This window comes from Microcoleus sp. LAD1_D3 (assembly GCF_036702135.1).
Lineage (GTDB): Bacteria > Cyanobacteriota > Cyanobacteriia > Cyanobacteriales > Microcoleaceae > Microcoleus.
In genome coordinates this window covers 23398-36736 of the sequence record NZ_JAUBSB010000019.1, presented here as the reverse complement: position 1 = coordinate 36736, position 13339 = coordinate 23398, and the positions used below count along the sequence as shown (strand labels likewise).

The 13339-nt window shown below is 43.3% G+C and carries 10 protein-coding genes; 5 read left to right on the top strand and 5 right to left on the bottom strand.

Annotated features, from left to right (window positions below; translation table 11 throughout):
- Positions 1-36: 36 nt before the first annotated feature.
- Positions 37-360, bottom strand: a complete 324-nt coding sequence (locus QUA74_RS13555; protein WP_333329444.1) for a hypothetical protein — start codon at positions 358-360, stop codon at positions 37-39.
- Complete coding sequence (locus QUA74_RS13550; RefSeq protein ID WP_333329441.1) at positions 357-689, bottom strand: DUF433 domain-containing protein; 333 nt, start codon at positions 687-689, stop codon at positions 357-359. Before QUA74_RS13550 ends, QUA74_RS13555 begins: the two co-directional genes overlap by 4 nt.
- Here QUA74_RS13550 and QUA74_RS13545 point away from each other — a divergent pair.
- From QUA74_RS13545 to QUA74_RS13535, 3 genes are read left to right on the top strand one after another with little or no spacing between them, the layout of a single operon-like run.
- Positions 688-1782: an ATP-binding protein gene (locus tag QUA74_RS13545; RefSeq protein ID WP_333329438.1), complete on the top strand. Its 1095-nt coding sequence runs from the start codon at positions 688-690 to the stop codon at positions 1780-1782. The genes QUA74_RS13550 and QUA74_RS13545 overlap by 2 nt on opposite strands.
- A complete protein-coding gene (locus QUA74_RS13540) occupies positions 1775-2461 on the top strand; it encodes a DUF3226 domain-containing protein (RefSeq protein ID WP_333329435.1) in 687 nt (228 codons plus the stop codon). Before QUA74_RS13545 ends, QUA74_RS13540 begins: the two co-directional genes overlap by 8 nt.
- A 32-nt stretch (positions 2462-2493) precedes the next feature.
- On the top strand, positions 2494-3132 hold the full coding sequence (locus tag QUA74_RS13535) for a histidine phosphatase family protein (RefSeq protein WP_333329432.1): 639 nt from the start codon (positions 2494-2496) through the stop codon (positions 3130-3132).
- A gap of 44 nt (positions 3133-3176) precedes the next feature.
- On the opposite strand, the gene psaK is transcribed toward QUA74_RS13535, so the two are convergent.
- A complete protein-coding gene (psaK, locus tag QUA74_RS13530) occupies positions 3177-3437 on the bottom strand; it encodes a photosystem I reaction center subunit PsaK (RefSeq protein WP_333329428.1) in 261 nt (86 codons plus the stop codon).
- 228 nt (positions 3438-3665) lie between these two features.
- On the opposite strand from psaK, the gene QUA74_RS13525 reads away from it, so the two are divergent.
- Complete coding sequence (locus tag QUA74_RS13525) at positions 3666-4877, top strand: acetate kinase (protein WP_333329426.1); 1212 nt, start codon at positions 3666-3668, stop codon at positions 4875-4877.
- A 406-nt stretch (positions 4878-5283) separates the two neighbouring features.
- Here the strand turns inward: QUA74_RS13525 and QUA74_RS13520 are convergent, their stop codons facing one another.
- A complete protein-coding gene (locus tag QUA74_RS13520; RefSeq protein WP_333329423.1) occupies positions 5284-7470 on the bottom strand; it encodes an ATP-binding protein in 2187 nt (728 codons plus the stop codon).
- A gap of 106 nt (positions 7471-7576) precedes the next feature.
- On the opposite strand from QUA74_RS13520, the gene QUA74_RS13515 reads away from it, so the two are divergent.
- Positions 7577-7723: a hypothetical protein gene (locus tag QUA74_RS13515; protein WP_333329420.1), complete on the top strand. Its 147-nt coding sequence runs from the start codon at positions 7577-7579 to the stop codon at positions 7721-7723.
- Between the two features lie 78 nt (positions 7724-7801).
- Here QUA74_RS13515 and QUA74_RS13510 read toward each other — a convergent pair whose 3' ends face one another.
- Positions 7802-13315 carry an AAA family ATPase gene (locus tag QUA74_RS13510; protein ID WP_333329417.1) on the bottom strand — a complete coding sequence of 1838 codons (5514 nt, stop codon included), beginning with the start codon at positions 13313-13315 and terminating at the stop codon, positions 7802-7804.
- Positions 13316-13339: the final 24 nt, after the last annotated feature.

The following is a 13339-nucleotide window of genomic DNA, read 5'->3' as shown; positions in this document are numbered from 1 at the left end:
GACAATCATAGGGAGTGACATCAGTTAAATAAAGCTTCAGCAAGCAATCTCAATTTCTAGGTATGCGCCCGGAACAATAGTGTCGATCGCGTTCCGAATCTCGTCTTGATGTTTTTGAATGCGAGGCCAAGAAGTAGACAGCAAAACCACAATAGCAATTTGTCGGTTTGTCAGGTTTTGTTGATAACGCAAGTTGCGATCGGTAGTCACCAGGAGATTATACCCATCGCGTTCGGCAGTGTCGAGCAGATCGCCATTTGCTAATGTTGACCATCCACGTTCATAAGCAGTATCTACTGTATGACTCAGCAGCGATCGGCGCAACGGTACTGGTGTACCTTGGTCAAACAATATCTTCATGCCTCTACCATTTGCGTTAATGAGGCTAACGCGCGATCGAGTAATACCTCAACTTGGGCGCGAGTTACTCCCGGAAACCATTCCAGAAACTGGTCAATAGAGGCTCCATCTTTAAGATTCTCGAAAAAGGCGGCAACAGGTACGCGCGTTCCCCGAAATACCCATGCACCACTCACCTTGGTTGGATCGCGTTCAATGACTTCAAAGAAATCTATATTCTGCATGACGTTCGTTGCTTGTTGCGGCTCAAGTAAAACAACTAAGATAGAATTAATCTTAGCATAAATCAACGGTGATTTAGGATTTGTACATTCAAAAGAGGCGGTCATGCTTAAAGAAATAGAAATTCAAAATTTTAGGTGCTTTGAGCAAATCAAAATTTCTGGGTTTGAAAGAGTCAATTTAATCGGCGGTAAAAATAATGCTGGCAAGACAGCCTTGCTAGAAGCACTTGTTCTCTATGTTGCTCCCAAAGCGAGTAGTATAGAAATACTAAGAGAGCTAAGAAGGGAGTCATTAGAAGCCCTAAAAGCTATGCCTAAGAGAGCCTGGGATAACTTATTTTATTCGTTTGAAAAAGATAAAATTATAGTAATTATTGGAAAAAGAGAGAATTATCAAGCTTATAGAGTAGAAATAGTTATAGAGTCGATCTTAAATAAATTTAAAAACACCCTAGTTGATCTGATTGCTAGTCAAGGTATAATAGATGCTTTACCGAAAGACAAGGCAGGTGTATCTGTAATAACTATTAAGGTAATAATAAACGAAAAAAAACCTTTCCAGTCATCTTTAATAGCTAGTTCCCGTGGTTCAATAAATATTGATAGAATTTCTATTGCAGATGAGGCTGACGAAGTAGCAATCATTCCTTCCTTTATCAGAATTTCTGGAAAAGAACTCACGGCAGCCTACGATCGCGCCCGTTTGGATGATAAAGATAGTGAAGTTTTAAAAGCTTTTCAAGTTATCGATCCGGCTATCGAATCAGTAGAAAGCTTTTCAATTGGTGAACCCACGCTGTACTTGAGAAAAAAAGGAGAAAAGCGTTTGCCTCTTCCATTATTCGGAGATGCAATTAACCGAGTTGCAGACATTATCTTGAAACTGGTAAACAGCGAACATAAAATCCTGCTAATCGATGAAATAGAGAATGGCATACACTATACAAACCAGCGGGAGTTTTGGAGAATTTTATTTCGCTTGGCGGTGGAACTGGATACCCAGATTTTTGCCACAACTCACAGTTTAGAGATGCTGCAAGCATTTGCTGATGTTGGTTTAGAACCCAATCAGGAATGTAGCAGCGCATATTTTGAACTAGCCAAGAAACCGAAAACAGATCAAATAATCGGAATCCGGCGCGATTTGGAAACTTTGAATTACGCACTAGAACATCAAAAAGGAGTAAGAGGTGAGTAATATTGTCATAGTAGAAAGTAAAAATGATGCAATTTTTATGCAGGCAATGGTTGAGAAACTAAACTGCGATCTCCAGGTAGAAAAACCTATTTATATAGATGATTATGAACGTTTGGAAGGCTTGAGCGAAACCAAATTAATTACTACTTTAAAAGCTTTAGAAGCCGACCTTCAAAAAAGAGATATAGAAAAGATTGGGATTATTATTGATATTGATAACTATTCAGAGGCAGAGCGGCTGGAATTCGTAAATGAATGTATACAACAGGTGTTTGAATCTGAAACTTTGTCAAGCACTAAACAATTTATCAAAATTTGTGGAGATAATGGAACAAAAGCCAAATTGGCTTGTTACTTTACAAATGTTGGAGGTAAAGGCGAACTAGAAACGCTTTTAAAGACAATAAAGGCTAGAGAATCTCCTCATGCTGATTGTTTGAATAGCTGGAAAACTTGCATAAAAAGCCAGGGAAAGGATATTAGCGACAAAGATTTGAATAAATTCTGGGTGAGCATCTATCTCAGGTATGATACTTGCTCAGATAAGGAACAGCAACAAGCTGGCAGGAAATGCACTATGTCTCGGTTTGATTATGTTATGGAACACAAAAAAGATATTTGGGATTGGGATAATCCTGCTCTCGATGATTTGAAGGAGTTTTTTAAACTCTTTTGCTAACATAGTAAAATTGACACACAATTAACTAACTCATGAGCTTAAAAATCTACTTTGTACGACACGGTGAAACGACTTACAGCCAGACTGGCGGTTTCTGCGGCCATATCGATCCAGAATTAACGCCCGCAGGTTTTCAAATGGCAGAACAGTTTGGCGCCGCTTACGCCAAATTGCCTTGGAATGCTGTTTATGTCAGTCCGATGAAACGGACTATTGCTACTGCAAAACCTTTGTGCGATGCTGTGGGAATTGAAATGCAGCTTCACGACGGACTTAAGGAAATTAATTACGGTGAGTGGGAGGGCAAAACAGTAGAAGAGGTCAAAAAAGAATACGAAGAAGATTATATTAATTGGCTGACTGAACCTGCTTGGAATGCACCGAATGGCGGCGAGACTTCCGTGGAAATTGCTAGCCGAGCGTCCTTAGTTATCGCAGAAATTCAGGAAAAGTACAAGAGCGGTAATGTTTTGGTTGTCTCGCACAAGGCGACTATTAGAATTATTCTGTGCAGTTTGTTGGGGATTGATTTGGGACGTTATCGCTATCGCATTGCCACTTTAGCAGCTTCTGTCAGTATTGTTAAGTTTGACGTGCGCGGCCCGTTGCTGGAGGTTTTGGGCGATCGATCGTACATGGATGAAACTCTCCGGAATTTACCCGGTACTTGAAATTGCGGGTAGGGTGCGCGCACTGCGTACCCTACAGTCTGAAACTAAATCGCGCCTATGTAAGACAATCCTAAAATAGTACCTGCTCCCAAAATATGACCAAAGGCCATAGTTCCCACAACTGCACCCAAACTCAAACCGCCGAACATACTGGATGAGGGCATTGCTGGGCCTGTGGTAGGCTTCTGGATGGTTGATTTGCCGATCGCAATAGCTAAAATATTGCAAACAATCATAATCAAACCGACCGTGGGGTTCCACTCTACGGTTCTGGCGACAGTGGCAAGTAAAATTGGTGTAAACATCGATCGGCTCCTTAAACTTTAGTCAATGAAAATGTGCATAGAAGATATATCAAAAAAATGCAACTGTTAGCTACACCTTGCATTAATAGTTAATTTTTTGACATTTTTCTTAATAATTTTTCCAGGATCTCAAGGTTTCTTAGTCTGTGCAGGCGGATGAAAGTTTGACAAGACGCGATTTCAATCGCCTAGCGATCGAAAGAACGAATCAACAGGAAATAATCAAGCATGAAAATACTGGTGTTAAATGCGGGTTCTAGCAGTCAAAAGAGCTGTCTTTACGAGTTAAACGATGTCCTGCCCGATCGACCTTTGCAACCCCTCTGGTCAGCTCAAATTGATTGGAGTCACCAGCAGGGTATAGCAGAGTTGAAAGTCCAAACAGCAAAAGGCGATCAACTTGAAGAGGAGTTTGCCTCAGACTCTCGCAAAGATGCTATTTCTCGAATGCTAGAGAGTCTTTGGAGGGGAAGAGTTCAAACAATTAATGATTTAAAAGAGATTGATATTGTCGGCCACCGCGTCGTACATGGCGGACAAGATTATCAGCAAAGTACGTTAATTTCGCCGGATGTTAAAAAGGCGATCGCCCGTTTATCTGTTTTCGCCCCCGTTCACAATCCGGTTAACCTCGAAGGTATCGAAGCGATTGAAAAAATCCTCCCAAATGTGCCGCAAGTAGCAGTATTTGATACAGCTTTTCACGCACAATTGCCGCCCGCAGCCTTTGTTTATCCCGGCCCCTATGAATGGCTGGAAAACGGGATTCGCCGTTACGGTTTTCACGGGATTAGCCATCAATATTGCGCGCGTCGGGCCGCCGACATTCTGGGTAAAGATTTGGCAGATTTGCGGTTGATTAGCTGTCATTTGGGCAACGGATGTTCTCTGGCGGCCATTCGCGGTGGCTGGAGTGTTGACACGACGATGGGATTTACGCCTTTGGAAGGTTTGATGATGGGAAGTCGATCGGGTTCGATCGATCCAGGCATTCTCATTCATCTGTTAAAACAATCCGATTTTACTGCTGAGAAACTTGATGGTATTCTCAATCGAAATTCTGGTTTAAAAGGGATTTCAGGGGTGTCTAGCGATATGCGGCAGATTGGAGATGCGATCGCCCAAGGTAATGAGAGAGCTCAACTGGCTTTGGATATTTATATCCACCGTTTGCGTGCCGGAATTGGTGCCATGCTGGCGAGTTTAGGAGGGTTGGATGCTTTAATTTTTACGGCTGGAGTTGGGGAAAATTCTGCTGTTGTGCGATCGACTGCTTGCGAAGCTTTTGGATTTATGGGTTTGAAATTGGATGGGGAGAAGAATCAACAGTCGCCGATGGATGAAGATATTGCGGCAGTGGATTCAGCGGCGAGAGTTTTAGTCATTCACACGCAGGAGGATTGGGAAATTGCGCGAGAATGCTGGAAACTTTATCACTAATTTATTTTATGGATTCTCGCCTCTTCCGTACTTAGTGTGCTGGCGTTAACTTAAATTTATCCTGAAGGCTTGCTAGGTAAGGGTTGGAAATTATTTACATCTGCTTGCGCTGTTGAGCAACTTGCTCAAGTAGTGGCGATTGCCTTAAAATCCCTGCCAGCTATGGTGTAGGACGCCAAAAAACTAATAATTTGGCACACTAAATACGGAAGAGCCGATATTATTAGGCTCATTAATCAGAATTACCGAAAAAAACTTCCCTTTTTTCAGAGGGATATGACCGCTATGTCCTTGATTATATCAGTGTTCTGACGGGGTTCTCACCCTGTCAGCGCCATGCGTGGTCGAATTGTTAAGGGTTGCTAACGGGAATTGATTTGGGGATGTTGGTTGATAGTAGCGCCGATTACAAAACTTGCCTGGGGGCGATCGGAATTTCAATAATAAATTCGCTTCCCTCTCCGGGTGCAGAAACGCAAGTCAATTTTCCGCCATGAGAACTGACAACAATCGAGTGAGAAATAGACAATCCCAAACCAGTTCCCGAACCCACGGGCTTAGTTGTAAAAAATGGATCGAATATCTTGTGCAGCACCTCAGTGCTCATCCCCGGCCCGCTGTCGGCAATTCTAATTATGACAGAATTCCTGTCAGTCACCTCTGTAGAAATTGTAATAGCAAACTGTTTATGAGAGTTTTCCGGGGAATCTCTTGCGACGAGGAGAGCATCGATCGCATTTGTCAAAATATTCATAAACACCTGATTGAGTTGTCCGGCGTAGCATTCCACCAGGGGTAGAGAACCGTAGTCTTGAATCACCTCAATAGACGGTCGTTCCGGTCTATCTTTGAGGCGGTGTTGCAAAATCAGTAGGGTGCTGTTAATACCCTCATGGATATCCACTGGTTTAAACTCTGCTTCGTCCATGCGCGAAAAGTTCCGCAACGACAGGACAATTTGGCGGATGCGATCGGTACCCATTTTCATCGAAGACAGCATTTTGGGCAAGTCTTCTTGCAAGAACTCCAGGTCGATTTCTTCGGCTGCGATTTGAATTTCGTCAGCAGGGTTAGGATAGTGCTGTTGATAAAGCTGCACGAACTTTAACAAATCTTGGGTGTATTGCTGTGTATGGACGAGGTTGCCGTGAATGAAGTTGACCGGGTTGTTAATTTCGTGGGCGACTCCACCAACCATTTGCCCCAAACTAGACATTTTTTCGCTCTGAATTATCTGTGATTGGGTGCGTTGCAACTCACTTAGGGCGTTTTTGAGTTCACCGGTGCGGTATTCCACCCGGTCTTCTAATTCTGCATTACTTTTTTCTAAGGCGGTAAACGATTCGCGCAGTTGTCTTGCCATCTGGTTAAAGGAGTTGGCAAGGGCGTTGAGTTCTTGAATACGGCTGTCTTCTACAGCTTGGTCGAAGTTGCCAGATGTTATTGCCTCACTCGCCCGATTCAGTCGCAGAATTGGACGCGTAATCCAGCCGGAGGTAAGAACGCCCATCCCACAAGCTACCCCCAATGCTGCTAAGCAGAGCAAGATTGTGGTGCGGGTGTTGGCATCAATCTGTGCCATGAACTCGCTTTCTGGCACACTCACCACCACTAACCAATCCAATCCATATTGGTCGCGCCAGGGAGTGACTTGCACATAGTAGAGTTCTCCTTGAAAATCAAGTCGAAGATTGGTGTCTTTAGAAATGGATTGAAACCCTTTGAACCGTTGCTGGATTTGTTTGGCAATTCCCTGCACTATGGGATTGCCACTGTCGATCGCCTTTAAACGCCGAATCTCGTCTTTGACGGTGGTAAAGGGTTGTTCTTTCGCAGAATTTGCGATCAACAGCCCATTTCGTTCCATGATGAAAACCTGCCCTGAGCTACTGAGATCTATATTCCGTAAGAAATCGCTCAGTTTCAACAGATGGATATCGGCTCCAACCATTCCTAGCAAGCGATTATTTGCGTCATAGATGGGGCGACCAGCGGAGGCAGCGATGTAGGGATAATTGGGATAATTTACGGTGACGATCCGCGACCAGATGGGTTTACCTGCTTTCACGGGTTCGGTGTACCAGGGTTCTTGGAAGTTGTCCCAATCATAAATAGTCACGACGTGAGTGCGATCGCCTTTGTTATCGGTGGCATAATTGGTGACATTATTCGGCGGTTTGGGACTCCAATCATCAATCACGACGGTTTTGGGGTCGTAGCGTGCGGCTCCTACTCCCTCACCCGTGGTCAGTCCAATGCCGATGTAATTCAGGTCATAGGCCTGCATTTGGTGCCAGAAATACTTACCGAGGGTTTGGCGATCGCGCACATCTAGCAATCCCATCCGAATCGCATCGGCGTTAATCTTAATCACTTGATGCGGAATAGATAAATAAGCCTCCAGATGTTGATTCACCGAAATGCTGGTTCGATCCATCAACTGAGCCGCCAGGTCGTTTACGGCTTTTTGTCCATTTTTGAACGACAAATATCCCACCAGACCGACCGCTCCAAAGATTTGCAAAACAAATGGCACCATCAGTATGAGCTGCAATGGGATCGCCGGAGTTTTGCCGAAGTGACGTATCTTCATGATCGGAAATTACTTTTATTTTAGTATGATCTACTATCGACAGTTCGATCCTGAAGATACACACAATATTTACTTTTTTAATTAAAAATCTGACACTTTTTATGCTTTGCCGGATGCCGAAGCATTGCCACCTCGTCGTGATGAAAAGTCCTCAGTGCGGCTGCAAAAGGGCGATCGCCCTTTTATGAAAACCAGAGCGATCGACTTTAATGCAGAGTTTTCGCCGAGCTTGAATTGCGAATTCAAAGTTTAGTAAACGCAATGCGTGGCCGGATTGTTAAGGGTTGCTAACGGGAATTGATTTGGGGATTTTGGTTAATAGTAGCGCCGATTACAAAACTTGCCTGGGGGCGATCGGAATTTCAATAATAAACTCGCTCCCCTTTCCTGGTGCAGAAACGCAAGTCAATTTTCCGCCATGAGAACTGACAACAATCGAGTGAGAAATAGACAATCCCAAACCAGTTCCCGAACCCACGGGCTTAGTTGTAAAAAATGGATCGAATATCTTGTGCAGCACCTCAGTGCTCATCCCCGGCCCGCTGTCGGCAATTCTAATGATGACAGAATTCCTGTCACTCACCTCTGTAGAAATTGTAATCGTAGGCTGTTGATGAGAGTTTTCCGGGTAATCTCTTGCTACGAGGAGAGCATCGATCGCATTTGTCAAAATATTCATAAATACCTGATTCAACTGAGACGCATAACAAGTAATTAGGGGTAGCGTGTTGTAATTTTTAATCACCTCAATGCCCAAACGCCCGCCCTCTTTTCTCAGGCGCGGTTGCAGCAACATCACCGTACTGTCGATGCCTTGATGGATATCTACCGACTTCATTTGCGCTTCGTCGAGGCGCGAGAAATTCCGCAAGCTTAGCACAATATCCCGGATTCTTTCCGCTCCTACTTTCATGGAATCCAGCAGCTTTTGCAAATCCTCGCTCAAAAATTCCAGCTCAATTGTTTCTATTTCTTCGAGAATTTCATCCGCAGGTTCTGGATAGTGCTGCTGGTAAAGCTCAATCAATTTTAGCAAGTCTTTAACGTATTCGCTAGCCGGATTAAGATTGCCGTAGATGAAACTTACAGGATTATTAATTTCGTGAGCTACACCAGCGACCATTTGCCCCAAACTAGACATCTTTTCCGTTTGGATTAATTGAGCTTGAGTTAGTTTAAGTTCGCGCAAAGTTTGTTCTAAGCGCTCGTTCTTTTCATTTAACTCCTGCGTTCGCTCTTGTACTTTCTGTTCCACCGAATTGTAAAGTAGAGCATTTTCCAAAGAAATAGCAACTTGGGAAGAAAGCAACCTTAAAACTTCCAATCTGTGGGGAGTAAATGCTCCGACAGTCAAATTGTTTTCTAAATAAAGAATGCCGATCAGTTTGCCTTGATTGATGATTGGAGTACACAAAATTGATTGGAGTTGGTGTTTAGCGATGTAAGGATCGGCTGTGAATAGTCCCTCACCCGCCGCATTGCTCAACACCAAATCCGAGCGAGTCCTTTCCACATAATTAATCACCGTCACAGGTAAATCATGATAGTCTGCAACAGGCGTAAATTGCAGCACAGCTACATCTTCAGCAAATACTGACGCTTTAGCTGAAATCAACAGTTGACCATCTCTGACTAAAATCAGAAAACCTAATTGAGCCCCCGCATTTTCTAAGGAGATTCTCATCAAAGAAGCCAGCAACTTATCGAGGACAATTTCGCTAGAAATCGCCAAAGATGCTTTCATTACCGTTGCCAAATCCAGCACTCTTGCATCGCTGCCAGTAGAAGTATGAATAGTTGTGGTAGTTTGACTGTTGTTAAAACTGCCGTTGATTGGCGTCATTTCCCGCAACTGCGGATACTTCTGTTCTAAATCTTCTACTTTGCGAACTGCACCCCAGCGCAAGTAGCACGAGTGAGCTTCGCGCAAGTGGATTTTGGCATATTGATACTTGCCTTTACTCAACCAAAACTTAGCTGCTAGTTCATTAGCTAGCGCTTCATTTTGGACAAATTCATTGTCTTGGGCTAAATTTATAGAGAAATCGTACAGTTCTACAGCTTCTGAATCTTTTTTGGAAATTCTGGCTATTTCTGCTTGTACTAAAAGGTACTTGTGCAGAAAGTTTTCGGCACAGTTGTCTGCCCAAATTTTCATCTGTTTTTGGTTTGCCTCTAACTTTTCCAAGTATTCCTTTTGCTTGTCTTCTGAAACATTTGGGAAAACCGCGGCTAAAGTTAGAGAAAAGAAAAAATTCCATTCGGTAGCGGGTATCGCTCCGGTAATAAAAGATAGCTGTTTTTCTACTTCAAAAGCTAGTTGTAGCGCTTCGTTGAAGTTGCCGTACCAGTACATTACCTGGCATTTGCGAATCTGATAAAGGCAGAGCGAGTACAAATTTTGATGAGCTTGACAGTTGTGTACGTATTCAGCTTCGCTGATATCTTCGCTTTCAAATACAAACTTTTCAGGAGTCAGTTTACCCAAATTACGCAGGATTAACTCTACCCCTAATAATATATCGGTTACGAGCTGATTTTTGGTTTTTTGGCTGAACTGCAAATACCTGCTCGTGTCGGCCAGAATTTGCGAGATTTCTTTACCTTGAAAAAATGAGTTAGCTATGCGGTTGGACAGGATATAACCGGCATACTCTAAATCTCCTGATTCTAAAGCTGCTTGATATCCTTCATTGCTGATTGCGTGGGAATCTTTGATGTGGTTGAACCAGTAATAAAAAATACTGACCAGGGATGAACAAGCTCTGCACTTCAAGCCGATATTGCCAGATTTTTCGCTGAGATTCAGCGAGAGCAAGCCGAATTGATACGCAGCTTTGTAATCTCCCGAAACTGCGTTTAAGAACATACCGTAGCCAGCATAGCAAAGAGAGGCTTCGGGTACTAAACCGTATTGTAGAGAAAGATTGACTCCTTTTAAAACGCTGACTTTCCACAAGTCGGGATTTTTGAGGTACGCCGATGTCAGCAAGTTGGTAATTAATTTGACTGCAACTTTTTTGTCGGGTACAGTCATTTCGGGGGCGTCAATCAGGGAAGCTATTTCTCTACCTGCTAAAATATTCGTGGCTGTTGCAAATTCTTCGGATATGACTTTTTGTAGCCCGTCTAGTGGCAAGTCAATGCCTAGCAAGTCCAAAGCTTTGATTCCGGCTTTAACGGCTTCTTCGTACTTCGCCCGCAGGGTGTACTGCACGATCAGCAGGTTGTAAATTTCTACCTTTTCTAAGGGCGATCGCGCTTTTTGCAAAGTTATATTAATAAATTCTTCTGACTTCTCAAAAAAACCGTTTAAATACTCGACATTTGCCCGCTCCATGTGCAAAGCAAAGGCTAAGTCATAGTGGGAATCCCAAATATCCTTGCCCAAACCGTCCATGCCTGCGGTCAAATACTGCAAGGCAGCAACATAAGCAGTGGCATCTTTGGCTCTGCGGGCGGCGTCTAAATTCAGCGTTGCGAGTTCAATTAATTCTCGATCGTCTTTAATTAGCGATCGAGCCACATTCAAGTGATCGACTAATTCAAAGATTCTGTCAGCCCGATATTCAGCCGGAGTGTTTTCTAGGATTTGCCTGCCTATTTTCAGGTGAACTGCCTTTTTTTGCGAGTCGTCGATCAGAGCGTAAGCTGCTTGTTGTACGCGATCGTGCAAAAATTTATAATTCAGAATTAATAGCGGAAACAGCACGTAATCTAATGACTTGCTTTCCAATTCCGAAGTTGGCAGAATCAGTCCCGACTTAATCGCGGGCAACAGATGAGAAAAAGTTTCCGAGGCTTCTTTTTCATTAATTAAAGAAAGAGTATTCAAGTCAAACTCGTTGCCCAAACAGGCCACCAAGCGCAAAACTTGCTGCGTTGAACTTGGCAGTTTTCTCAATTTTTGTACCATCAAATCTACTACATTGTCAGTGATAGCGCACTGCTCAATTTGAGTCATATCCCAATGCCAGCCGCCCTTGCTCCCCGACTGTGGCGGGTGAAAAACTAGCAGGTTTTCCTGATACAATGTTTGTAGGAATTGATTGACAAAAAAAGGATTGCCGTCGGTTTTGCTGATTACCAATTCAGCTAACGGTTTGACAGATTCTCGATCGCTGTGCAATGTCTCCGCAATCAAATGAGTTATGTTTTCCACCCCCAGCGGCGACAAAGCAATCTGATTAATGATAGCTTCCTGGTTTCGCAGCGTCTCCACAGTCATCATTAAAGGATGAGTAGGACTAACTTCATTATCCCGATAAGCGCCAATTAAAAACAGATATTGCGTAGCTTCATCTGTCATCATCAATTCGATCAGCTTGAGAGTAGCAGAATCAGCCCACTGCAAATCGTCGAGAAAAATTACCAGCGGATGTTCTGGCTGACAAAATACGCGAATGAAATTTTGAAATACTAAATTAAAGCGGTTCAGAGATTCCGTCGGCCCCAATTCAGCTACAGGAGACTGAGCTCCGACAATTAGCTCAACTTCGGGAAGGACATCAATAATAATTTGCCCATTTTGACCGAATGAACTGCGGAGTTTTTCGCGCCACACTGCTAATTGAGCCTCGCTTTCAGTTAACAGTTGCCGCACCAATTCCGAAAAAGCGCTGACAACCGCAGAGTAAGGAATAGTCCGCTTGTACTGGTCAAACTTTCCCCAAATAAAATAGCCGCGCCTGCGGGTAATAGGTTTGTCTAAAATCTTCACCATTGCAGATTTGCCAATGCCGGAGTAACCGGCAATCAGCATCATCTCGCTGCGGGATTTATGCTGTGCTCTCCCCTGGACTGACAAGGGAATTTCTTTTTTCGATTTGATCTCTTTCTTGATGACAGAAATTTGAGAATCGTCGGTGCGGGAGCCTCGATTATTTGTTGCTGCTACCCGTTCAAATGCCGCTAATAGAGTTTCAACTTCTCGCTGTCTGCCGTAAAGTTTTTGAGGTATTTGAAATTTGTCAGAAATATCTTGGCTGCCGAGAGGAAACTCAGAAACAACCCCAGATGTTTGCCACTGAAACAGGCAGGATTCCAAATCGGCTTTTAGTCCCCAAGCACTTTGATAACGCTCCTCAGGAGTTTTTGCTAACAATTTCATCACAATATCTGAAACAGCTTTAGGAATTTCCGGGGCTATTTCAGCAAGAGGTACTGGCTGTTTGGCGATGTGACAGTGAACTAACTCCATGGGATCTGTAGTGGGAAAAGGGAGTTGTCCTGCCAGGATTTCATAGAAGGTCACGCCGAGGGAATAAAAGTCGGTGCGGTAATCGACTACCCGGTTCATTCTGCCGGTTTGTTCGGGCGACATATAGGCTAAAGTGCCTTCTAAAAAATTGGGATTTTTATTGGGAATATTTTCCAGGTTGGATGCTGTTGAAATGCTGAAATCTATTAGTTTAACTTGTCCAGTAGCAGGATTAAAAACTATATTAGAGGGATTTATATCTTTATGAATAACATTTTTTCCGTGAATTTCTCCCAAAGTTTCAGCAACTTTGATTGCAGTAGTTAGAAATCCTAAAATGGTAAATTTTTGGGAAGCCATAAATATCTTTAAAGATTCCCCGCCAAAATCTTCTAAGATCATTGCCAGACTATTTCTAACCTGCTGCAACTTATACACTTTAACAACTCCGTCCAACAGGCTTAAGTTGGCAGTGATCTCATATTCGCGCTTGTATCTATTCAGTTCTTCAGGAGTCGGATAGTCTTCTTTGATAAGCTTGATAATAACAGGTTGGTTGTTCTGCTCGTTGTGGCCGCGGTAAACCAGGGAAGTGCTGCTTTCATAAATGAGAGCGAGAACTGCAACGCCGGGAATTGCCATCATAGTTGGGTTCTCTCAAATTAGGTG